The sequence below is a fragment of the Glutamicibacter sp. FBE19 genome (assembly GCF_015524875.1).
In the GTDB taxonomy this organism is placed as follows: Bacteria; Actinomycetota; Actinomycetes; order Actinomycetales; family Micrococcaceae; genus Glutamicibacter; species Glutamicibacter halophytocola.
This window is the reverse complement of sequence record NZ_JACKQN010000017.1, coordinates 1-22,000: the sequence shown is the minus strand read 5'-3', so window position 1 is coordinate 22,000 and position 22,000 is coordinate 1. Positions and strand designations below refer to the sequence as shown.

The following is a 22,000-nucleotide window of genomic DNA, read 5'->3' as shown; positions in this document are numbered from 1 at the left end:
CACCTTTTCAAAATTGGCTCTTTTTTACATGGCCAATTTACCGGAGAATTTTATTCATGACCATCACTAATCTGACTCCGCGCCAACAGCTCGCCAGCGGGCGATTGCCTTTGCGATTCTTTAACCTCTTTGCAGGCTTGTCGCTCTACGCCCTTGCGATGGCCATGATCATCCGGGCACAGCTGGGCGTGGATCCATGGGATGTGCTGCATCTGGGCATCGCCAACCACGTGCCGCTCTCGCTGGGCACCATCATCATCCTGGTTGGCGCACTGGTCCTGCTTGCATGGATCCCGTTGCGCCAGTGGCCAGGGCTGGGAACCATTGCCAACACGCTGTACCTGGGCATAGCGCTGGACTTCTTCCTGCGTTTTTTGCCATCAATCAATGGCCTTGGCTGGCAGATCCTGACCTTGGCGGTCGCAATCCTCATCAACGGATTGGGCGGGGCGCTCTACATTGGCAGCCACTTCGGCCCGGGTCCGCGTGATGGACTGATGACCGGATTGCATCTGCGCACCGGTCTTTCATTGCGGCTGATCCGCACCGCGCTGGAGCTGTCGGTATTGGGCATCGGATGGCTGCTGGGTGGTCCGGTGGGCCTGGGCACCGTGGCCTATGCAGTGCTCATCGGGCCGGCCACGCAGCTCTTTGTTGCACGTACCAGCGTGCGATTGCCGCAACAGCAATAACGGCAACATCTCGGGCAGTACTCGCGACAAACCCGCTTGCACAGGCAATACTGGAAATATGTTTGTCGTTGCGCTCAGCCCCCGGCCCCGCTCGGTTACCGATGTTGCCGACGCCAGCGAGCAATTATGGCATCAGCTCTCCCAGGTGGACACCCTCGCGCCCTTTACCGCGCTGAGCGGACAGCTGCTGCTGGGCGTGCCCAGGGATCCCGACGCCGCGGTGGATGCGCTGATGCGCGTGACAAGGTTGAACTTCTGCAATATCGGACTGGGCATCGGCAGCCTGTACGAGCCGGTACCCTCCGAGGCAGACCTGGTAGAGGGCAAGGCCGCACGCCGTGCGCTGGGCGCCCTCGAAGCGGCCAGCCATCGCGGCGAACGAGTGCCAATCTGCGTTTCCTCCGGCACCGATGAGATGGATGCCGAATTAGAAGGGCTGCTGCGCATGCTGGGCCAGTGGATCCGCACCAGGACCGAAGCCGAATGGTCAGTGGTGGATCTGCTGACCCCGGGAGTGCGCGGCCAGCAGAAAGCGGTGGCAGAGATCCTAGGCATCACCCCGCAGGCGGTGTCCGCCGCCATCGTGCGTTCCGGGTACAACGACGAGCTCGGCGCCCGGGCTGCGATCGCCCGGCTGCTGGAATTCACCGACCGGCTCTAGGGCACGGCAGGCAGCAGCCATTGTCCCTGCAATAGGGCTAGTCCTGGAGCAGCCCCTCGAGGATGATCGCCAAGCCGTCCTCGTCTACGCCTTCGGTCACCGCATCTGCCGCGTCCTTGACCTCGTCCGGGGCCTGGCCCATGGCCACGCCATGTCCGGCCCACTGGAGCATTTCGATGTCATTGCGGCCGTCGCCTACGGCCAGGGAATCTGCCAAATCAAACTCGAGGATCGCGCGCAGGCGCTCCAGGCCGCTGGCCTTGGTGGTGCCGTCGGCGGCGATATCCAGCCAAGCGGTCCAGCCGACCGAGTAGGTGACTCCGGACAAGCCCAGGCCTTGCACCGCATGGCCGAATTCTTCGGCGGTGTTATCGGTGGAGAACACCACAACACGCACGGCCTTGTTGCTCAGCAATTCGTCAAAATCGACCACCCTGGTTTCGGCGCCGAAGCTGGCATCGCCAAAAGCCTGGTTGGAAAGAAATTCGCCGCGCTCGTTTTCCAGCGCGTACTTGGCCTTGGGCAATTGCTTCCAGAGCGCCTTCAAGGCGACGGAAGGATCAAAGACTTCGCGGTGGATCACTTCGACGTCCCCGTCGGCCACCTTGGCCAGCACTCCGCCATTGCTGACGACCACATAGCCGTGGTCAATGCCCAGCTCTTCCATAACCGGAAGGGCGGCACCCAGGGAGCGTCCGGTGGAAATGACCACTTCATGGCCTTGCTCCACCACGGCCCGGGCAGCCTCGCGGACCCGCTGGCTCATCTGTCCCTGATGGTTGACGATGGTTCCGTCCACATCAAGGCAGATCATCAATTTCTGCTTATTCAGTCGGTCGTCGTTGCCGATCTTTGTCATAACTGTCATGGCTCAAGTTAACCATTGCCGCCGCAGTTTAGCGATGACCCACGGCACAGGTGCGCTTGAACAGCTGGTTAACTGCAGTTGCCGGCCACCCTCAAGGGGTGGCCGGCAACTAGCTAAACCTGGTTTTACTTGAGCACTTCAAGTCCGCCCAGGTATGGCTGCAGGGCCTTGGGCACGTTGACCGAGCCGTCGGCGTTCTGGTGGTTCTCCAGAATTGCCACGATCCAGCGGGTGGTAGCCAAGGTGCCGTTCAGCGTTGCCACCGCACGGGTCTTGCCCGGCTTTCCATCAACGATTTCGCGTTCGCGGATGTTCAGGCGGCGGGCCTGGAAGGTGGTGCAGTTCGAGGTGGAGGTCAGCTCGCGGTAAGCGTCCTGGGTGGGAACCCATGCTTCGCAGTCGAACTTGCGGGCAGCGCTCATGCCGAGGTCTCCGGCGGCGGTGTCGATCACCCGGTAGGGAAGTTCCATGCGGCCGAGCATTTCTTCTTCCATCGCCAGCAGGTTCTGGTGCTCGGCTTCGGCGTTCTCCACGCTGGTGTAGATGAACATCTCCAGCTTGTTGAACTGGTGCACGCGGATGATGCCGCGGGTGTCCTTGCCAGCCGAGCCGGCCTCGCGGCGGTAGCAGGAGGACCAGCCGGCGTAGCGAAGTGGACCTTCGGACAGGTCCATGATCTCGTCCGCGTGGTATCCGGCAAGGGCCACCTCGGAGGTGCCAACCAGGTACATGTTGTCGCGCTCGAGCTTGTAGATCTCGTCGTCGTGGGCCACGTCGAAGCCGGTGCCTTGCATGGTTTCGGGGCGCACCAGGGTCGGGGTGATCATCGGGGTGAACCCGCGCTCCAGGGCCACGTCCAGGGCCATGTTCATCATCGCGATTTCCAGCCGGGCGCCGATGCCCTTGAGGAAGTAGAACCGCGAGCCGGAGACCTTGGCGCCGCGTTCCATGTCGATGGCGCCGAGCTTTTCGCCGATCTGCAGGTGGTCCAGCGGCTCGAAGCCCTCGGCCTTGAAATCGCGGATGGTGCCCACGTGCTTGACGACCGTGAAGTCGTCTTCGCCGCCGGCAGGAATGCCCTCGATGATCAAGTTCGGGATCAGGCGCTGCAGCTCGGTGCACTTGGCAGCGGCCTCATCGGACTGGGCCTGGGCGGACTTGACCGAAGCGGCCAGCTCCTTGACCTCGGCCAGCAGCGCGGAGCGCTCCTCCCCCTTGGCTTGGCCGACCTTCTTGGAGAACGCATTCTGCTCGGCACGCAGGCGTTCGTAGGTGGCGATGGTTTCACGACGTGCCGTGTCAGCTGCCAGCAGCTGGTCAATTAACGACTCGTCGGCACCGCGCGCGCGTTGCGAGGCACGGTACAAATCCGGATTTTCGGTGAGCATTTTAAGGTCGATCACACATAAAGCGTAGCAATCATGAGTACGATGAAAGCACTATGCAGACAAATCGTGTGATCGTTTTCGCTGCCGTGGCTGCCGCAGCTGCCGTCGCGGCAACCAGTTGGTACTCGGTGCGCAAGCTCTCGCACTACCGCTTGCCCTCGGCGCAAGAGCCGGTAGCGGCCGAACACGCCACCCCGGGCAAGGTGGCACTGGTCATCAATCCTTCCAAGTCAGGTGCGGAAGAAGCGCAGAAGGCCGTGGAGCGGGTTTGCGCTGAAGCAGGCATCGAAGCGCCACTGGTTCTGCACACCACCAAGGAGAACCCGGGCCAGGATGCGGCCCGGGAAGCCCTGGATGCGCAATGCGACACAATTATTGCCGCGGGCGGCGACGGAACGATTCGCGCCGTGGCAGAGGTGCTCGAAGGCACCGATGCCTCGTTGGGCATCCTTCCGCTGGGCACCGGCAACCTGCTCGCGCGCAATGTCGAGATCCCCATTGACGACCTGCACACCGCAGCACTGGTGGCAGTGCGGGGCATGGTGCGCCGAATCGATGTGGGGCACATGAAGCTGAAGCTGCTCGATGGCAGCGAGGCGGACCATGCGTTCCTGGTCATCGCCGGTGTTGGCACCGACGCGGATCTTTTCGACGACACCAATGAAGAGCTGAAATCCAAGGTCGGCTGGCTCGCCTACTCGGAGGCTGGCCTGCGCCAGCTGCCCGGCAAGCGCAAGAAGGTCAACTTCAAGCTGGACGGCGATGAGAACTGGCAGAACCGCAAGGTCCGCTCGGTGCTCTTCGCCAACTGCGGCAAGCTGCAGGGCCTGGACTTCGTCCCGGACGCCAAAATTGATGACGGCGTGCTCGACGCGGTCATCCTGTCTCCGCGCTCGGCCGCTGGCTGGATGTGGATTCTGCTCAAGACCGCCTTCCGGGCCAAGAACAAGATTCCGGTGATGAGCTTCTACCAGACCCCGGGCATCGCCCTTCGCTGCACCGAGCCGATGAATACCCAGATTGACGGGGACCCCACCGGCGAGGTCAATGAGCTGGAAGTCAGCGTTTCGCCCAGCGCGCTGCGCCTGCGCACCCCATAGCTGCGAACCCCGCCTGGACACAAAGTAGGCCCTGATGATCCCGCGAGGATGATCGGGGCCTTCGCGCACCTGCCTAGAACCGGTCGCGCAGCGACTGCACCCAGCTGCGGGCTTCGCTGAACGCGGCATCGGAATTGTGCGTATCAACAAAGGGCTCAACGCCCTGAGCCGCCGGGTAGGAACCGAGGAAACGCAGCTCCGGGGACAAGCGGTGCAACCCGGACAGGGCCGCGGCAACGCGTTCGTCGGCGACGTGGCCTTCAAAATCCACGGAGAAGAAGTACTGCCCCAGGCCTTCTCCGGTGGGACGCGATTCAATGCGCGAAAGGTTCACCCCGCGCGCGGTGAACTGCTCAAGGAGTTCCATCAGCGCGCCGGGACGGTCTTCGGGCAGCGGCATGATCAGCGTGGACTTGTCCACCCCGCTGGGCGCCGGGATCTTTCCCGGACGGGTGACCAGGATAAAGCGGGTGACCGCGCCGACGTTGTCCTCAACCCCGCGCACCAGCACGTTCAGTCCGCGCTCCTCGGCCACCAGCGGGTTGCAGATCGCCGCATCATGCCCTGGTTCATCATCGCCCAGAGCCACCGCGGCAGCCGCGGTGGAAGAGGCAGGGGTGAAGACGGCGCCGGGGATATTCGCCTCTGCCCACAAACGGCATTGCGCCCACGCGTGGCCGTGAGTGGAGACGAGCTTGATCTGGTCCAGCGAGTCGATGCCCGGGCGCACCGCCAGCACGAAGCTGATGGGCACCAGGATCTCGGCAATGATCTGCAGGGCCTGGCCTTGGGCGATGGCGTCCAGGGTGGCCGAAACGCCGCCCTCCACCGAATTCTCGATCGGCACCATCGCAGCGTCGACACTTCCATCGCGCACCATGGCCAGCGCGACATTCACATTTGCTGCGGGAATGCGCTGCGCTGCTTCAGCACCGGGAACCTGCAGCAGCGCCGACTCGGTGAAGGTGCCGGCAGGTCCCAGATAGGCGTATTTCATCGGACGGCCGGCTCCTGCCCGTTCTCCGATTCCATGGGCAATCCTGCTTCAATCCACGCGTCGGATCCGCCGGCAATGTTGAAAGCGGTGTGGCCCATGCCGGTGAGCCAGGCGGCGGCCTGCGCCGAACGCCCGCCGGTACGGCAGATCACGTAGGTGTCCACGTCCGGGTCCAGCTCGCCAACACGCTCGGGCAGGGTGCCGAGCACGATGTGGGTGGCACCGGTTGCGTGGCCTGCTTCCCATTCGAAGTCCTCGCGCACGTCAAGGATGAAGGCATCCTTCGGGACATCGTTGACCGAGACAGTTTCAAAATCGCTCACGGCTAGCATTCCTCACTTATAGGGTGTTTGCTTATAAGACTAGTCATTTCCTGCGTCGAAAGCCGACATGTTTCCCTCCAGCGCCTTGAAATTGCGAGACGATCTGGCCCGTGGCGAGATTTCCAGCCGCGAGCTCACCGAGCACTACCTGAACCGCATCGAGCAGCACAAGGATCTGGGCGCCTTTGTGCATGTGGCCGAGGACGCCATGGCGGCCGCGCGGGCCGCCGACGAGGCGCAGGCCCGAGGGAAGACCGGCCGGCTGCACGGGCTGCCCACCGCATTCAAGGACCTCAACGACGTCGCCGGAATGCCCACCACCTATGGGTCGGCCGCGGTGGATCATCCAGAAGCCACCCGCGACCACCCGCTGGTGGGGCGCTTGCGTTCCGAGGGCGTGGTCATCCTGGGCAAGACGCAGGTTCCGGAGTTCGGGCTGAGCAGCCATTCGGAAAACCTGGTGTCAGCGCCCTCGCGCAATCCCTTTGATCCCCAGCGCTCCTCTGGCGGCTCCTCGGGCGGGCAGGCCGCGGCGATCGCTGCCGGGATGATTCCGCTGGGCGCGGGATCCGATGGCGGCGGCTCCGTGCGGATTCCGGCCGCAGCTTGCGGACTGATCGGGCTCAAGCCCTCGCTGGGCCGGGTGCCCTCGGATGTGCTGGACGGATATGTTGATCCGCTGGGTGCGCCTAAGCTCGCGGTCTCCGGCCCGCTGGCCCATGACGCGCTGGATGCGGCCCTGCTGCTCGACGCGATGCGCGGAAAGGACCACTATCTGCCGTTGCTGCAGGGCAGCTACCCGCAGCGGCTGGACGGGTTGAACATCGGATTCAGCACCCTCTCGCCCTTTGAATCGGTGTACGACATCTCGCTCTCCCCCGAAGCACGCACCGCCTTTGAGCGCGGCCTTGAGCTGCTCGGGCAGCGCCACCGGGTGCAGCCAGCCCGGCTGGACTACGCCTCGGACTATCCAGAAAGCTTCGCTACGGTGTGGACCAACGGGCTGAAGGACGTGCCAGTGAATGACGAGTCCTTGCTGGGCGAGCTGGCCAGGGATTACCGCCGCCGCGCAGCCGGGCGGTCGCTGGAACAAAATTTGCAGGCGGGTTCACGGCTCAAGCAGATCGCTGCCGATTTTGTGCGCCAGTGGTCGGCCTATGACGTGATTGCCACCCCGGCCATGGCGAGCATTCCACCGCTGGTCGGGCACTATACACAATCCACGGCAGATCGCGATTATATGTTGCAATGCCAGTACACCCCGTACACCTCCATGGTGAACGTCGCCTCAGTCGCTGCCATCACCATCCCGGTCACGACCACCAGTGGCGGATTACCCATGAGTATTCAGCTGATTTCCCCGCGTTCCGACGAGGGGCTCCTGCTCGCGCTGGCGGCCCAGATGCAGATGTGAGCTTTCCCATATAAGTAGGTACTCGGGTAGGCAAAAGCGAAAAATATTACGTATGTCTACTGCAACAACGAGCACTTCCAGCACCGGAAGGACCTTCTTCGGTCACCCCGGTGCGCTCGCAAGCCTGTTCAGCGTGGAAATGTGGGAGCGATTCTCCTTCTACGGCATGCAGGGCTTGCTGGCTTACTACATGTACTACTCGGCCACCGAGGGTGGCCTGGGGATGGACCAGGGCCTGGCCCTGTCGCTGGTCGGCGCCTACGGCGGCGCTGTCTACCTCTCCACCATCCTGGGCGCATGGCTCTCGGACCGGCTCTTCGGCTCCGAGCGCGTGCTGTTCTTCTCGGCCATCGCCATTATGCTCGGCCACATCGGCTTGGCACTGCTGCCAGGCTACATCGGCCTGATCGTTGGCCTGATCCTGGTCGCGGTGGGATCCGGCGGCCTGAAGGCCAACGCCGTGGCCCTGGTTGGTTCGCTCTATGCCAAGGATGATCCCCGCATTGATGCCGGCTTCTCCCTGTTCTACATGGGCGTGAACATCGGCGGGCTGATCGGCCCGCTGCTCACCGGCTGGCTGCAGGTTTCCTTCGGCTTCCACATTGGCTTCGGCGCCGCCGCCATCGGCATGGCTATTGGCCTGGGCATCTACACTGCCGGACGCAAGAAGCTTCCTGCCGGCGGCAACATCCCGAACAATCCGCTGCCTGCCGCCGAGCGCAAGCGCTACGTGGTCATCTTCGCCGCCGTGATCGTCCTGATCATTGCCGCCTTCGCCAGCAAGATCGTGACCCCGGAGAACCTGGCAAGCACCATCGCCTACGTGGTCATCGCCGCTTCGATCATCTACTTCGCACTGATCCTGCGCAGCAAGAAGGTCGATGCGACCGAACGCAAGCAGGTCTGGGCATTCATTCCGTTCTACATCGGCTCGGCCGCCTTCTGGGCACTGTTCCAGCAGCAGTTCACCTTCATCGCCGCCTACTCGGATCAGCGCCTGGACCGCCACTTGGGCAGCTGGGAAATGCCGCCGAGCTGGGTCACCTCGATCAACCCGGTGTTCATCATCATCTTTGCCGGCATCTTCGCGGCCCTGTGGACCAAGCTGGGCAAGCGCCAGCCGCACACCGCCATCAAGTTCGGCTTGGCACTGGTCATCGTGGGTGCTGCATTCCTGTGCTTCATCCCGCTGGAATCTTTCGCCAAGACCCCGCTGCTGGCCCTGGTGGGCATCTTGCTGCTGTGCACCTTCGCCGAGCTGCTGCTCTCGCCAGTAGGCCAGGCAATTGCCACCAAGCTGGCTCCGGCCGCATTCGGCACGCAGATGATCGCGCTGTTCTTCTTGTCGGTATCCCTGGGCACCACCCTGTCGGGCGTGCTGGCAGGGTACTACACCCCGGGCAACGAGATCCCCTACTTCATCGCCATGGGCGGCACCGCCGTCGTCGTGGGCGTAGCCATGATGGCTGCAACCCCGGGGCTGAAGAAGCTGATGGGCTCGGTTCACTAGAGCGCGGCTCAAATGAGCAATGGCTGGTCCCGTTCGGGGCCAGCCGTTGTTGTCTGCGGGAAGATCCTGCGCGGTTTTGAGCTTATGAGTAGGTCATATTCTCGTAATAGGAATAATCCCCGTATTCGGAACCGATGAACCAGATGAACCAGATGATCACCGCGTAGGCGACTATGGCTAGGGCCAATCCGATCCACGAGGTGATCAGGCCGGCTATGGCCAAACCCCTGGATTGCGGTTCGCGGCGTAAACCGAGGTGCCCCGTAATGACTCCGGCCAGCGGAACGAGGATAATGGCAGCAAAGCCCAGCATCGACAAGATGCCCAGCACGAGGGAAGCCACGGACAATCCTGTGGGCTCTCTCGGTGGCTGGTAGGGATTTTGCGGATACTGGTAGTAGCTCACAACTACTATTCTTCTATGAATTCGCATAAAGCGCATCAACCTGAGAGGCAATCTGTGGCACACCTTCGAGCCGGACAACCAGCCAACGAATCTGACCTGATCAATCTTCAGGAGGTGCTCGATGCCTACAGCAGCATCATTCCTTCCAGCGACAACCCCGACCAGGCAGTCATCTTTGGCACCTCGGGGCACCGCGGCACCTCGCTGAACGGCACCTTCAACGAGGCGCATATCGCCGCCATCACCCAGGCCGTGGTGGACTACCGCGTCGCAGCGGGGATCACCGGCCCAATGTATGTGGGCAAGGACAGCCACGCGCTCTCGGACCCTGCCTACCAGACCGCCCTCGAAGTCCTGGCAGGCAACGGCATCGAGGTTCTCGCCGACGACGGGCTGACCCCTACCCCGGCGGTTAGCCACGCAATCCTGGTGCACAACGCCAAGGGCGGCGATCAGGCGGACGGCCTGATCATCACCCCATCGCACAACCCGCCAACCGACGGCGGCATCAAGTACAACCCGCCCCACGGCGGCCCGGCAGAATCCGAAATCACCGGTCCGATCGCCGCACGCGCCAATGAGCTGCTGGCCAACGGGCAGATCAAGCGGGGCGAAGCCGCCGCAACGCCTTTCGACTTCCGCGAACTGTACATTGCCGATCTGGCTGAGGTCATCGACTTCAAGGTCATCGCCGAATCGGGCATCTCCATCGGCGCCGACCCGCTGGGCGGGGCTTCGGTGCACTACTGGGGTGAAATCGGACGCCGCTACGGCTTGAACTTGGAAGTCGTCAACGAGAGCGTCGACCCGCGCTTCGGCTTCATGACCTTGGATAAAGACGGCAAGATCCGCATGGACTGCTCCTCGGCGCACGCCATGGCATCCTTGGTAGCCAACCGCGAAAAGTACGACATCGCCACCGGCAACGACGCGGATGCAGATCGCCACGGCATCGTCACCCCGGATGCCGGGTTGATGAACCCGAACCACTTCCTGGCTGTGGCCATCGACTACCTGCTGACCCATCGCGGGAACTGGCCGGAAGATGCCGAGATCGGCAAGACCCTGGTCTCCTCGGTGCTCATCGACAAGGTAGTGGCCTCCCACGGCCGGACCCTGCGCGAGGTGCCGGTGGGCTTCAAGTACTTCGTTGAACCACTGGCCTCGGGCAAGGTGGCCTTCTGCGGCGAGGAGTCCGCGGGAGCAAGCTTCCTGGACTTGTCCGGCAAGGCCTTCAGCACCGACAAGGACGGGCTGATGCTCGCCCTGCTGGCCAGCGAGATGCGCGCCGTCACCGGCAAGAGCCCCAGCCAGCTGCACGCGCAGCTGGTGGAGCGCCACGGTTCGAGCTTCTATGACCGCTTCGATGCCCCGGCAAACCGCGAGCAGAAAGCCGTGCTCTCCAAGCTGGATCCCTCGATGGTCTCCGCCACCGAATTGGCGGGGGATGCGATCACCGCAAAGGTGACCGAAGCAGCCGGTTTCGCCATTGGCGGCCTGAAGGTCTCCAGCGAGCACGCATGGTTCGCGGCACGTCCTTCGGGCACCGAGGACATCTACAAAATTTATGCAGAGTCGACAAAATCACCCGAGCATCTGCAGCAGGTGCTCGCAGAAGCTCGGGTGATTGTTGATGCTGCCCTAGCTGGCTAGTTCAGCTTCGCGGTCCATGGGTCGATGGCCTCGGCTGGCTGCTTGCGGGTAGCCAGCCAGTGGCCCAGCCACAGCAAGAGGAAGATCGGAAGGCCGACGTAGCTTGATGCCATCTGCAGCAGGTTGCCGTCTATGACCGCCTGGTAATTCTGGCCGGCGATAACAACCAGCAAGATCACAAAGGCGAGAATTGGGCCCAGCGGGAACAATGGCGCCTTGTACGGAAGGTCGGCTAGATCCTGGCCGCTGGCCACGTACGCCTTGCGGAATTGGTAATGGCTCACCGCAATCCCCACCCAGGCGATAAACCCGGACAGGCCGGACACGTTCAGCAGCCAGGTGTAGGCCTCGCCCTGGCCGATAATTGCCGTCAGGAATCCGAAAAGTCCTACTGAGGCGGTCAAGAGCATGGCCGGCACGGGGACGCCGCGCTTGTTGAGGCGTCCAAAAATCTTCGGCGCCTTCCCATCCTTGGCCATGGAGTAAAGCATGCGCGCAGAGGCATATAGGCCCGAGTTGCCTGCCGAAAGAATGGCCGAGAGGATTACTGCGTTCATCAATGCCGCAGCGAAGGCGATGCCCGCGCGCTCGAAGACCAGGGTGAATGGCGAGGTGGCAATGTCCGATGCCTCGGATGAGAGCAGCGATGGATCCAGATACGGGATCAACATGCCGATGACAAAGATGGCACCGATGTAGAAGAGCATGATGCGCCAGAAGATCGTCTTGATGGCTTTCGGAACATCGCGCTGGGGGTTTTCCGCTTCACCAGCAGCTACACCAACCAGCTCGGTGCCCTGGAAAGAGAATCCAGCGATCATGAAGACCGAGACGATGGACAGCCAACCGCCGACAAATGGCGCATCGCCTTCGGTCCAGTTGCCGAAGCCAGGCGAGGTGCCGCCGATGATTCCGAAGATCATCGCAAAGCCGCAGACCAGGAAAACGATCACGGTGATGACCTTGATTGCCGCCAGCCAGTACTCGCCCTCGCCAAACGCCTTCGCTGACATGGCGTTGAGTCCGGTCAGCAGCACCAGGAAGATCGCCGCCCAGATCCAGCCCGGAACATCCGGAAGCCAATAGGACATCACGATGCCGGCCGCTACCAGCTCGGCGGCAACGGTAATCGCCCAGTTGAACCAGTAGTTCCAGCCAATCGCGAAGCCGAAGTGCCGGTTAACGAAAACGGTGGCATAGGTCTGGAATGAACCTGCCACCGGAAGCCGCGCACTCATCTCGCCCAGGGACTGCATCAGCAGCAGCACCATCATGCCAATCAGGGCGTAGGCCACCAGCGCGCCACCGGGGCCAGCTTCAGAGATCGTGCCGCCGGACGCGACGAATAGTCCGGTACCAATTGAGCCGCCAATGGCAATCATCTGCATATGGCGAGCTTTGAGGCCACGCTTCAGGCCGTCCTGCGACGGTGCGGGCTCAGTCATGCGTTACATCTCCTGATGCCTAGAAATTTCCAACCTTTCAATCCAAGCACCCTGAGCAGTCTCATAGCTATGAACCGCGCTACAGTAAGCGATCAATAATCTTTCGCTTGGCCCACGAATATGGAGGATAAATTGCGCTCAGGGTGTCCACCACCGTGGTTTTGTTGAGTTCTGAACGCATCTGCGAAAGCCGGTCAAAGCCATGCTTGCCGTGATACGACCCCATTCCGCTGGCCCCCACCCCGCCAAACGGCAGGGTGGGAATGACCATCTGGGCCAGCGGAGCGTTGTGCACGATGGCCCCGGCGCGAACCCTGTCCGAGAAAATCGACTGCAGCCGAGGGCTCTCGCTCATGAGGTATGCGGCCAGCGGCGATGGGCGCCGGGCAATGAACTCCAGCGCTTCTTCGAAGGTTTCGACCTCGATGATTGGAAGGATCGGACCGAAGATCTCCTCGGTCATCAAGGTGCCGCCAAGGTCCACGTTGCGCATGATGGTCGGGGCGATGCGCAGGGTTGCTTCGTCATACTCACCGCCGAACACCACCTCGCCCTGTTCCATCATGGCCAGCAAGCGCTCAAAATGCTGGTGGCTGGCAATCCTGCCAAAGTCCGGGTGGGTGATTGGCTCCTTGCCGTAGAAACCGGAGATGGCCTGGCCCAACCGGTTAATCAATGGCGTGGCATCGCCGATGCACAGGATGTAGTCCGGTGCGACGCAGGTCTGGCCGGCATTCATGAACTTCGCGTAGGCCAAGCGCTTGGCGGTGGCCAGCGAGTGGTTGTCAACGACGGCCGGGGACTTGCCCCCGAGTTCCAAAGTGGTGGGAGTCAGGTGCTGGGCGGCTGCCATCGCGACGATTTTCGCAACCCGCTCCCCACCGGTGTAGAAGATGTGGTCCCAACGTGCTGCCAGCAATTCGGAGGCGGTATCCGCACCGCCTTCGATGACCGCGAAGACCCGCTCGTCCAGATAGAGCGGGAGGAACTTGGCCAGGGCCCCCGAGGTGGCCGGGGCGAGTTCCGAGGGCTTGAGAACCGCGGCGTTGCCAGCGGCAATGGCGGCAACCAGCGGCGCGAGCACCAGCTGCAGCGGGTAGTTCCATGCGCCAATAATCAAGACCACGCCCAAGGGTCGCGGCTCGATCTTCGCGATGGCCGGCTGGAGCGCCAGCGGCACCTTCACGCCGGTGCTGTCCATCCATTCGGCCAGATGCCTCAGCGCAAAATCGATTTCGGCGCGCACCACGTCGACCTCGGCAAATTTGGCTTCGGTGGGGCTCTTTCCGAGGTCGTCATTCAGTGCCTGCACAAAGTCGTCAAGATGCTCTTCGAGCATCTTCTCCAGCGCGCGCAATTGCTGGATCCGGAAGCGGCGCGGGTGGGTGATGCGGGTGTCGGCAGAACGGCGCAAATGGCTCAGAACCGTGGCAATTCGTGAAGGATGCTCGTCCACCGGAGGGGCGGAATCGCCGACCGGCTCGGGCAACGGAGTGGAAGTAAACAGACCCATGATTTGAGCGTACGTCACCAAACGGAAATTCCATCGATTAATGCGCCGAAGGATTCATTATGTATCAACTGTTTGATACATTAATTATCACCGAGGAGGCACGATGGCATCTCTATCAACACAATTCGGCACATTTGCCGTAGCGGCGCTGGTTGTTTATTTCTTATTGCGGGCATTCGGTCGTGCTAAGAACGGTGAACTGCTCAGAAGCGCACGACAGCACGCATTGTGGTGTGCAATCATCGGCTACTTTGCCACTGCCTCAAGCAATTGGTTCGGCGAAGCCGTGGACGTGCCCATAAGCGATCAAAGCAATCTCGATGTTGCGATGGGCATTGCTTCAGCAGCCACCCCTGGCCTGTGGGTCGCTTTCATCTATGTCGCCAGCCAGTACACCTGGCCACGCCGGTTGAAGCCGCTGCGCACCGCGACTCTTGCCCCACGTTCCTTGACGAGCCCGATACCCAAGAAGCTCGTTGCAGCAACGCTGGTTGTTCTGATCCTGGCCTGCGTGACGGTTTACTCTGTTCGAGACGTCGCAGCCATTGCACCATTGCCAGAGACTGAAATCAGTGCCGATGATTACTCCTACAGCAATCCTTCGCAGGACGGATTGCGTGCTGCCGGAGAGATCCTTCCTTACCTCTACGTGAGCTTCGGAATCCTCGCATTGGCTGCAATCGTAGCTTCCATTGTCATTCTTAGGCGTCGGCCACTTCCGGGAATCTCCGAGCACAATAACCGGCTGTTGCGCACCATCTGGCTGAACCGCCTCTACCGCACCGTTGCCGTATCGCTGGCGGTACAGGCGGGAGAGGCCCTGCACTACAAGGCGCGCTGGTTCCACAACGAGTCCACACGCTACATTGATGGATCAGGTGCGGGGATCGAGTACATGGATAGCATGTACAAAATCGGCAACAACCTGGACTGGACGGCGAACTACGCTGTCCTGGGCATTTCGGTCTTGATGCTTTTCTGGCGACCGCCGACGAACTTTGAAAATCTCCCGCGGGCAAAACGCACCGGGTTCAGCAGGCTGCGCGATCAGCTGTTCTCCCTGCAATACGCGACAGCCCTGCTCATGTTCGTTGCCATTTTCATCGCATGGCCGAATTTGCCTGTCAGCGATGACTACAAGTTGCCTACCGGCGAGCGCGAGACTTGGATGCTGGTGTTGTTCACCAGTGCCGCAGTGTTCTACCTTGCGTTGAATGCGCTTTACCTCGGGTACGCGAACGTGGTTTCACGGCAGATTTCTGCCGCTCCCAAGCATTCGGCAAAGTTGCCCATGTGGCCTTATATTTGCGCCGGATTGCTCATAGCTGCGTGCTTGTACTTCTTGCTCTTTCCCCCGTTGGACTACTTATGGGGTTTCGTTGCGCCAAGCAAAGTGGTTGTCATTGCCCTGGTAGTCCTGCTCGTCCTCGCGCATATGGGATTTGCCTGGTTCGCGCGTAGATCCATTATCCCGTGGAACGTTACGGCCGCTGAAGAAATCTGGTACCGAAGGGTTTTGGAACTGCGTTCCCTGCGAGCGGTCACCAGTGCCGTCGCGGCCATGCTGGTTGTCGGCTACGCGTTCCCGGTCCGCCTGGATCTTCTTGCCATCATGATCTTCTGCGTTCCGGCGGTCATATTCCTCGAACGCCCCAAGGACAGCGAAGTCATGTCCTTGCAGAGGTCAACGTCCGCATGAGCACACAGATCAGTGTGGACCTTGAGGCAGCCACCGCACCCTATGAGCAGATCCGCTCGCAGATTGCCGCGCTCATCAACCTTGGCGAGTTGGCGCCGGGCAACCGATTGCCGACCGTCCGCGCGCTGGCCACGGACTTGGGGGTTGCAGCCGGAACGGTGGCTCGCGCCTATAAGGAGCTGGAAGCCGAAGGGCTGATTTCCTCGAGGCGCCGCGCAGGCACCATAGTGAGCGAACGACCCGGATCTGTTGATACCCACGAAGACCTGGTGGCCGCGGTGGACCAGCTGTGGAAATTGGCGGCGGCGCAGCATGTTGACGCCGCGACACTCAAGGCATTGGTGGCACGACGCGAACCCTGAGGATTTGTTCTGGGCACCCCTTCTGCGTACTCTCTAAATCAGTGACACGGGGTGCCGGAGAAGCCGACTGAGATGAAACCCGTCGAACCTGATCTAGTTCACGCTAGCGGAGGGATGTCGCATGACTCTGCCTATCGTTGCCCAAAAATACCGGCAACGCTCCCCCTTGGTTTTTTGCCTGACGAATGCTGTCGTCACCAACTTCACCGCCAATGTCCTTCTTGCCTCCGGCGCATCGCCGGCGATGACCAACCTGCCCGGAGAGGCCGGAGGGTTTGCCGCCATGGCTTCCGCGGTACTGGTGAATCTGGGCACTCCAAGCACCGAGCAAATGGTTGCCATGGAGGAAGCGGTCCTCTCGGCGAGCGCGGCTGGCACCCCCTGGGTATTGGATCCAGTAGCCGTGGGCGCCCTTTCGGTGCGCACCGATTTCGCACGACGCATTGTGCAGCAGCGTCCGGCCTTGATCCGCGGCAATGCCTCGGAAATCCTGGCCTTGGCGGGCAAGGATTCCAGCGGCCGAGGTGTTGATGCAGCAGATACCGTGCAGGCAGCCCTGGACGCCGGACGCGAATTGGCCAAGGAGCACGGGTGCGTTGTTGCCATCTCCGGTGAAGCGGACGCGATCATCGACGCGCACCGCACCGTGCTGGTGCATACCAACGGGATCGGGTTGACCAGGATCACCGGTGGAGGATGCGCGCTGGGCGCCTTCAACGCGGGCATGCTCGCAGTGCACGAGGACCCCTTTGACGCGGCCATCGCTGCCCACGGATTCTATGGCCTCGCCGCAGAAAAGGCGCTGGCGGCAAGCAGCGGTCCGGGGAGTTTTGCCGTGGCCTTCCTTGATGCCCTGGCCGCCACGGAACCTGAAGAACTACAGAATTTGAAGTACGAGGAATTGAACCATGGATAATATCGGCGCATACCTAGTAGCCAACACCGCCAGCTGCACGCCACGCACCACCCTGGAAGTCATCGAAGGGGCGGTGGCCGGCGGCATCGAGTGGATCCAGCTGCGAGCCAAAGACGAGACCGCGCGCGAATTCTTCGAACTGGCCTACGCCGCGGCCCGCCTCACCGAAGGCAAGGCGAAGCTGCTGATCAATGACCGGATCGACGTGTTCTTGGCGGCCCGCGCGGCCGGGGCAACGGTCAGTGGAATCCACATCGGCCAGAAGGACATCCCGGTGCGCCTGGCACGCCAGATCATGGGCGAAGGCATCATCGGCTTGAGCGCTTCCACCGATGCCCAGCTGGCACAGGCCAACCTCGATGCCGAGGCGATCGACTACTTGGGGGTCGGCGCAGTGCGTGCCACTCCAACCAAAAAAGACCACCCAACCCCGATTGGGCTGGACGGTTTTGCCCGCGCCGCATCGCTGACTTCCCTGCCCTGCATAGCCATCGGGGCGATCACCGCGCAGGATGCCAGCGCCATCCGCGCTGGCGGCGGAGCAGGTATGGCCGTGGTCCGCGCCATCTGCAATGCCGACGACCCGCAAGCTGCCAGCGGGCAGCTGGTGGCAGCGTGGGCGGCAGCGCAGTGAAAAATATTCTCTCCATTGCCGGCTCCGACCCCTCCGGTGGCGCAGGGATCCAAGCGGACCTGAAGGCCATTGCCGCCAACGGCGGCTACGGCATGTGCGTGATCACCGCGCTGACCGCGCAGAACACCCTGGGTGTCAGCGCGGTACAGGCCATCGATGGCGAGTTTGTGCTCGCTCAGCTCAACGCGATCAGTGCCGACGTCCAGATCGATGCCATTAAAATTGGCATGCTGGCCAACGAGGAGATCATCCGCGCCGTCAACGGATGGCTGGATACCGTGGATGCCCCGGTGGTACTGGATCCGGTCATGGTAGCCACCAGCGGGGACCGGCTCCTGGAAGATGAGGCGGTGCTCGATTCCCTGTTGGACCGCGCTTCGGTGATCACGCCCAATCTGCTGGAGCTGGCAAGCTTGCTGCGCGAGCCGGCAGCGGCCGACTGGCCGCAGGTCCTGGACCAGGCCCGGCGGCTGGCTGCCAAGCATGATGCACTGGTCCTGGCCAAGGGCGGACATCTGGCCGGGGACCTGTGTCCCGATGCCCTGGTCTCCGCCCAGGGAGTATTGGCCGAGTTCAGCAACCAGCGCCACCACACCAAGAACACCCACGGCACCGGATGCACCCTGTCCAGCGCCCTGGCGACGATCTATGCATCGGGCGGCGACTGGGCCAGCGCACTGGAACAGGCCAAGGCCTATCTGTTCCGCGCCATCGGAGCTGCCGATGAACTCAACGTCGGCCGCGGGCATGGCCCGGTGAACCACTTTGCCCACTTCTTCAGCGAAGCTGATCCGATGGATCAGTGGTGGCAGCAGATCCACGAGCTGCGCGGCTCCATCGACAACCTGGAGTTCATTGCCCAGCTGGCCGACGGCACGCTGGACCCAGCGGACTTTGAATACTATTTGGCGCAGGACGCGCTGTACCTGCAGCGCTATGCCCAGGTGCTGGCCGAAGCCAGCGCATTGGCCCCGGATCTTGACGCGCAGCGCTTCTGGGCCGGCTCCGCCCGGGAAATCCTGGAAGGCGAGCTGCAGCTGCATCGCAGCTACCTGGCCGAAGGGACCGCCAATCCCAGCGCCATCACATTGAACTACGTGAACCACCTGGCCGCTTCCAAGCGCAGCTACGCGGAGCTGATCGCCGCAATCCTGCCGTGCTATTGGCTGTACCAGGACATCGGCAAGCGCCTGGCCTCGGCCAACCATCCAGAGCACCCGTACAAGCAGTGGCTGGTGACCTATGCGTCGGAGGAATTCGATCTGGCCACCGAGCGCGCCATCAACATGGTGCGCGTCGCGTGGAAGCAGGCCGACGTCGATCTGCGCGAGCGGATGCGGCTGGCCTTCGTGCGATCCTCCGAACACGAGGTGGCCTTCTTCGATCAGGCACGGCGGAACCGAGTAGAATTCTCTACGGCCTGAAACGCGCGGGCCACGATCTGGAGGATTGCATGAGCTGGAGCATTCACGGCAACGGAAAGACCATCACCCCGGGCGAAGTTGTTGCCCCGGAAGAACGGCTGCACTGGCCACAAACCATTTCCATTGGCGCCCAGCACATCCTGGCGATGTTCGGCTCCAGCATCCTGGTCCCGACCCTGACCGGTTTCCCGGTGACCACCACCTTGCTGTTCACCGGCTTGGCCACGATCATCTTCTTGCTGATGACCAAAAACAAGGTCCCCAGCTACCTCGGCTCGTCTTTTGCGATGATCGCTCCGGTCATCTCCACCACCCAGTCGCACAGCATGGCTGGCGCGCTGGGCGGCATCGTGATGACCGGTGCGCTGCTTTTTGCGGTGGGGCTGATTGTCCAGGTGACCGGCACCGGATGGATCCACTCCTTGATGCCGCCGGTGGTCATGGGCACAATCGTTGCGCTGATCGGCCTGAACCTGGCCAGTGCGACCCTGGCGCCCATGACCGATTTCCCGCTGACCACCTTCTTGACGGTGATCTTCACGGTGCTGGCCACGGTGGCCTTCAAGGGCCTGCTGGGGCGCCTGTCAATTCTGGTGGGCCTGGTCCTCGGCTACCTGCTGGCTTTGGTCCAGGGCCAAGTTGATTTCAAGGCCGTCCACGCTGCCGAATGGGTGGGCCTGCCGCAATTCACCACTCCGGCCTTCCACTTTGATACCGCGCTGATGTTCCTGCCAGCCGTGTTCGTCCTGATTGCCGAGAATATCGGGCACGTGCGCACCGTGGGCGTGATGACCGGGCGGGACCTCTCGAAGTTCAATGGCCGCGCGTTGATGGCCGATGGCGCGGCCAGCGTCGTTGCCGGGCTCGGTGGCGGTTCGGCCACCACCACCTACGCCGAGAACATTGGCGTGATGGCAGCCTCCCGCGTGTACTCCACCGCCGCCTACTGGGTGGCGGCCATCGTGGCCATGGCTCTGGCCTTCTTGCCGAAGTTCGGCGCTTTGGTGGGCACCATTCCGGCGGGTGTCATCGGCGGCCTGGGCATTGTCCTATACGGCATGATCGGCATTGTCGGCGCCCGCTTGTGGATCGAGGCGAAGGTCGACTTTGGCAACCCGATCAATTTGATGACCGCAGGCACCGGGCTGATTATCGCGATTGCCGTGACCAGCGATATCTCCTTCGGCCAGTTCCAGCTCGGCGGCATCGCGCTGGGCTCGATCGCCACCTTGGTGGTGTTCCACTCGATGCGCGCGGTGGCCAAGCTGCGCGGCAATGACCTCGCCGGGAACCCGAGCGAATCCTGAGATTTTTAAAAAAATTTTTTCGGCCGGCCGGTGCTGCGACTTTGCTCGTGGCACCGGCCGGCCTTTTTTGTGCAATCCCCCGCTGGTTAGGCACGAGGCGTAGTGGCCCGAAAGGCATTCTGGGTGAATCTTGTAAGGACTCCTTCCAAAATGTGATTGTTATCCCACCAAAAACTGAAAATTACCGATTTCCGCCCCGGCCAAATCGGATAGCATGGCTGATTGTGACTGCGACAACATCAGACGGAAAACTCTCCGCGCGACTCATCTTCATCGCCCTCGGGGCGGCACTGGGTGGGTTCGTTTTTGGATATGACTCATCAATCGTTAACGGCACCGTAGACGCTGTCGAGCACGAATTCGGGCTCAACGCGGTAACTATCGGTTTCACTGTTTCCTGCGCCTTGCTGGGCGCAGCTCTGGGCGCATGGGTAGCAGGTGTGGTCTCCGAACGCGTGGGACGCGTGCGCACCATGCTCTTCGCCTCCATTCTCCTGGCCATCTCGGCTATCGGCTGCGGCCTGTGCTTCAGCGCCGCCGACCTCATCGTATGGCGCATCGTTGGCGGCATCGGCGTCGGCTTCGCTTCGGTGATCGCTCCCGCCTACATCGCCGAGGTCTCCCCGGCAGCCCACCGCGGACGCCTGGGCACCATGCAGCAGATGGCCATCGTGCTGGGCATCTTCGTGGCCTTCCTGGTCAGCGCGCTGCTGGTCTTCGTCATGGGTTCGGCCGACGCCACCGGCTGGTTCGGCCTGGCGGCGTGGCGCTGGATGTACCTCTCGCTGCTGGTTCCAGCGGCGCTCTACGGCGTGCTCTCGCTGCGCCTGCCCGAATCCCCGCGCTACCTCGTTGAGCGCGGCCGCTACGTGGAAGCCGCCGCTGTGCTGACTCGTGACATGGGCATGAACGCTGGCGCGGAAACCGAGAAGAAGATCGAAGAAATCCGTGCCACCGTGCACGTGGAACGCCGCCAGAAGTTCAGCGACCTGCTGGGCCGCTTCGGCTTCCACCCGCTGGTCTGGGTTGGCATCCTGCTCTCGGTCTTCCAGCAGTTCGTCGGCATCAACGTGATCTTCTACTACTCCACCACGCTGTGGAAGTCGGTGGGCTTCGCCGAATCGGACTCCTTCACCATTTCGCTGATCACCTCGGTGACCAACGTGGTGGCCACCATTGTGGCAGTCCTGCTGATCGACGTTCTGGGACGCAAGCTGCTGCTGACCATCGGCTCGGCCATCATGACCTTGTCACTGGGCATGATGGCAGTGGCCTTCGCGCAGTCGGTCACCATCGATGGCGCGGTCTCGCTGCCAGGCAGCTGGGGCATCATCGCCCTGGTGTCGGCCAACCTGTTCGTGGTCGGCTTCGGCGCGACTTGGGGTCCGGCCGTCTGGGTTCTGCTCGGCGAGATCTTCCCGAACTCCATCCGCGCAATGGCCCTCGGTGTGGCTGCTGCCGCGCAGTGGATCGCCAACTTCATCGTTTCCACCACCTTCCCGGCGCTGGCCGATGCAGGCCTGGCACTGGCATACGGCATCTACGCCGTGGCTGCGCTGCTGTCCTTGATCTTCGTGATCTTCATGGTCAAGGAGACCAAGGGGCGCACCCTGGAAGACATGAAGCTGTAAAGCGGCTCTTCGCAATCAAGGGTGTAACACCGGTCTGAACCCACCAGACTCCAACAG

The 22,000-nt window shown here is 62.0% G+C and carries 20 protein-coding genes and 1 riboswitch; of the genes, 13 read left to right on the top strand and 7 right to left on the bottom strand.

Going from position 1 to position 22,000, the window contains the following annotated elements:
• The first annotated feature begins 56 nt into the window (after window positions 1–56).
• A complete protein-coding gene (locus H6F58_RS17655; protein ID WP_060700199.1) occupies window positions 57–692 on the top strand; it encodes a membrane protein in 636 nt (211 codons plus the stop codon).
• Window positions 693–750: 58 nt separating this feature from the next.
• Window positions 751–1,353 (top strand): hypothetical protein, encoded by a 603-nt coding sequence (locus H6F58_RS17650; protein WP_060700198.1) that lies wholly within the window; start codon window positions 751–753, stop codon window positions 1,351–1,353.
• Window positions 1,354–1,390: 37 nt separating this feature from the next.
• Here the strand turns inward: H6F58_RS17650 and H6F58_RS17645 are convergent, their stop codons facing one another.
• Both H6F58_RS17645 and serS read right to left on the bottom strand, forming a co-directional pair.
• On the bottom strand, window positions 1,391–2,221 hold the full coding sequence (locus tag H6F58_RS17645; RefSeq protein WP_060700197.1) for a Cof-type HAD-IIB family hydrolase: 831 nt from the start codon (window positions 2,219–2,221) through the stop codon (window positions 1,391–1,393).
• Between the two features lie 125 nt (window positions 2,222–2,346).
• Window positions 2,347–3,624 carry a serine--tRNA ligase gene (serS, locus tag H6F58_RS17640; RefSeq protein WP_060700196.1) on the bottom strand — a complete coding sequence of 426 codons (1,278 nt, stop codon included), beginning with the start codon at window positions 3,622–3,624 and terminating at the stop codon, window positions 2,347–2,349.
• Window positions 3,625–3,662: 38 nt separating this feature from the next.
• On the opposite strand from serS, the gene H6F58_RS17635 reads away from it, so the two are divergent.
• Window positions 3,663–4,709 (top strand): diacylglycerol kinase family protein, encoded by a 1,047-nt coding sequence (locus tag H6F58_RS17635; protein WP_060700195.1) that lies wholly within the window; start codon window positions 3,663–3,665, stop codon window positions 4,707–4,709.
• A 73-nt stretch (window positions 4,710–4,782) separates the two neighbouring features.
• Here H6F58_RS17635 and pheA read toward each other — a convergent pair whose 3' ends face one another.
• Together pheA and H6F58_RS17625 are read right to left on the bottom strand one after the other, a co-directional pair.
• Window positions 4,783–5,706, bottom strand: coding sequence for a prephenate dehydratase (gene pheA, locus H6F58_RS17630; protein ID WP_195182254.1), 924 nt, complete (start codon window positions 5,704–5,706; stop codon window positions 4,783–4,785).
• Window positions 5,703–6,029, bottom strand: a complete 327-nt coding sequence (locus H6F58_RS17625) for a rhodanese-like domain-containing protein (protein WP_060700193.1) — start codon at window positions 6,027–6,029, stop codon at window positions 5,703–5,705. The genes pheA and H6F58_RS17625 overlap by 4 nt, the downstream gene beginning before the upstream one ends.
• A 67-nt stretch (window positions 6,030–6,096) precedes the next feature.
• Between H6F58_RS17625 and H6F58_RS17620 the strand changes: the two genes are divergently transcribed.
• Complete coding sequence (locus tag H6F58_RS17620) at window positions 6,097–7,443, top strand: amidase (protein ID WP_060700192.1); 1,347 nt, start codon at window positions 6,097–6,099, stop codon at window positions 7,441–7,443.
• A 52-nt stretch (window positions 7,444–7,495) separates the two neighbouring features.
• Complete coding sequence (locus H6F58_RS17615; RefSeq protein ID WP_060700191.1) at window positions 7,496–8,953, top strand: oligopeptide:H+ symporter; 1,458 nt, start codon at window positions 7,496–7,498, stop codon at window positions 8,951–8,953.
• A gap of 82 nt (window positions 8,954–9,035) precedes the next feature.
• Here H6F58_RS17615 and H6F58_RS18255 read toward each other — a convergent pair whose 3' ends face one another.
• Window positions 9,036–9,359, bottom strand: coding sequence for a DUF4190 domain-containing protein (locus tag H6F58_RS18255; protein ID WP_236995224.1), 324 nt, complete (start codon window positions 9,357–9,359; stop codon window positions 9,036–9,038).
• A gap of 54 nt (window positions 9,360–9,413) precedes the next feature.
• Here H6F58_RS18255 and pgm point away from each other — a divergent pair, with 54 nt between their 5' ends.
• Complete coding sequence (pgm, locus tag H6F58_RS17605; RefSeq protein WP_060700189.1) at window positions 9,414–11,012, top strand: phosphoglucomutase (alpha-D-glucose-1,6-bisphosphate-dependent); 1,599 nt, start codon at window positions 9,414–9,416, stop codon at window positions 11,010–11,012.
• Here the strand turns inward: pgm and H6F58_RS17600 are convergent.
• Window positions 11,009–12,457 (bottom strand): amino acid permease, encoded by a 1,449-nt coding sequence (locus H6F58_RS17600; protein ID WP_060700188.1) that lies wholly within the window; start codon window positions 12,455–12,457, stop codon window positions 11,009–11,011. The genes pgm and H6F58_RS17600 overlap by 4 nt on opposite strands.
• Before the next feature lie 79 nt (window positions 12,458–12,536).
• Window positions 12,537–13,970 carry an aldehyde dehydrogenase family protein gene (locus H6F58_RS17595; RefSeq protein WP_084793084.1) on the bottom strand — a complete coding sequence of 478 codons (1,434 nt, stop codon included), beginning with the start codon at window positions 13,968–13,970 and terminating at the stop codon, window positions 12,537–12,539.
• A gap of 103 nt (window positions 13,971–14,073) precedes the next feature.
• Here H6F58_RS17595 and H6F58_RS17590 point away from each other — a divergent pair, with 103 nt between their 5' ends.
• The 7 genes from H6F58_RS17590 to H6F58_RS17560 all read left to right on the top strand — a co-directional run bounded on the left by H6F58_RS17590 (window position 14,074) and on the right by H6F58_RS17560 (window position 21,943).
• On the top strand, window positions 14,074–15,669 hold the full coding sequence (locus H6F58_RS17590; RefSeq protein WP_146277258.1) for a hypothetical protein: 1,596 nt from the start codon (window positions 14,074–14,076) through the stop codon (window positions 15,667–15,669).
• Window positions 15,666–16,031, top strand: coding sequence for a GntR family transcriptional regulator (locus H6F58_RS17585; protein ID WP_060700186.1), 366 nt, complete (start codon window positions 15,666–15,668; stop codon window positions 16,029–16,031). The genes H6F58_RS17590 and H6F58_RS17585 overlap by 4 nt, the downstream gene beginning before the upstream one ends.
• Window positions 16,032–16,068: 37 nt before the next feature.
• Window positions 16,069–16,163, top strand: a riboswitch (TPP riboswitch).
• Complete coding sequence (gene thiM / locus H6F58_RS17580) at window positions 16,153–16,947, top strand: hydroxyethylthiazole kinase (protein ID WP_146277256.1); 795 nt, start codon at window positions 16,153–16,155, stop codon at window positions 16,945–16,947. Its footprint overlaps the riboswitch before it by 11 nt.
• Window positions 16,940–17,581 carry a thiamine phosphate synthase gene (thiE, locus tag H6F58_RS17575; protein WP_195182253.1) on the top strand — a complete coding sequence of 214 codons (642 nt, stop codon included), beginning with the start codon at window positions 16,940–16,942 and terminating at the stop codon, window positions 17,579–17,581. Before thiM ends, thiE begins: the two co-directional genes overlap by 8 nt.
• Window positions 17,563–19,005, top strand: coding sequence for a bifunctional hydroxymethylpyrimidine kinase/phosphomethylpyrimidine kinase (gene thiD / locus H6F58_RS17570; protein WP_257745718.1), 1,443 nt, complete (start codon window positions 17,563–17,565; stop codon window positions 19,003–19,005). The genes thiE and thiD overlap by 19 nt, the downstream gene beginning before the upstream one ends.
• 29 nt (window positions 19,006–19,034) lie before the next feature.
• The gene (locus H6F58_RS17565) at window positions 19,035–20,312 is read left to right on the top strand and encodes a solute carrier family 23 protein (protein ID WP_146277252.1); all 1,278 of its coding nucleotides are present in this window, start codon (window positions 19,035–19,037) and stop codon (window positions 20,310–20,312) included.
• A 224-nt stretch (window positions 20,313–20,536) separates the two neighbouring features.
• Window positions 20,537–21,943, top strand: a complete 1,407-nt coding sequence (locus H6F58_RS17560) for a sugar porter family MFS transporter (RefSeq protein ID WP_146277250.1) — start codon at window positions 20,537–20,539, stop codon at window positions 21,941–21,943.
• The last annotated feature ends 57 nt before the right edge of the window (window positions 21,944–22,000 follow it).

Coding starts and splice junctions, on each gene's coding strand:
- H6F58_RS17655 (WP_060700199.1), top strand. CDS start 57: ATGACCATCACTAATCTGACTCCGCGCCAACAGCTCGCCAGCGGGCGA.
- H6F58_RS17650 (WP_060700198.1), top strand. CDS start 751: ATGTTTGTCGTTGCGCTCAGCCCCCGGCCCCGCTCGGTTACCGATGTT.
- H6F58_RS17645 (WP_060700197.1), bottom strand. CDS start 2,221: ATGACAGTTATGACAAAGATCGGCAACGACGACCGACTGAATAAGCAG.
- H6F58_RS17635 (WP_060700195.1), top strand. CDS start 3,663: ATGCAGACAAATCGTGTGATCGTTTTCGCTGCCGTGGCTGCCGCAGCT.
- pheA (WP_195182254.1), bottom strand. CDS start 5,706: ATGAAATACGCCTATCTGGGACCTGCCGGCACCTTCACCGAGTCGGCG.
- H6F58_RS17620 (WP_060700192.1), top strand. CDS start 6,097: ATGTTTCCCTCCAGCGCCTTGAAATTGCGAGACGATCTGGCCCGTGGC.
- H6F58_RS17615 (WP_060700191.1), top strand. CDS start 7,496: ATGTCTACTGCAACAACGAGCACTTCCAGCACCGGAAGGACCTTCTTC.
- H6F58_RS17600 (WP_060700188.1), bottom strand. CDS start 12,457: ATGACTGAGCCCGCACCGTCGCAGGACGGCCTGAAGCGTGGCCTCAAA.
- H6F58_RS17595 (WP_084793084.1), bottom strand. CDS start 13,970: ATGGGTCTGTTTACTTCCACTCCGTTGCCCGAGCCGGTCGGCGATTCC.
- H6F58_RS17590 (WP_146277258.1), top strand. CDS start 14,074: ATGGCATCTCTATCAACACAATTCGGCACATTTGCCGTAGCGGCGCTG.
- H6F58_RS17585 (WP_060700186.1), top strand. CDS start 15,666: ATGAGCACACAGATCAGTGTGGACCTTGAGGCAGCCACCGCACCCTAT.
- thiM (WP_146277256.1), top strand. CDS start 16,153: ATGACTCTGCCTATCGTTGCCCAAAAATACCGGCAACGCTCCCCCTTG.
- thiE (WP_195182253.1), top strand. CDS start 16,940: ATGGATAATATCGGCGCATACCTAGTAGCCAACACCGCCAGCTGCACG.
- H6F58_RS17565 (WP_146277252.1), top strand. CDS start 19,035: ATGAGCTGGAGCATTCACGGCAACGGAAAGACCATCACCCCGGGCGAA.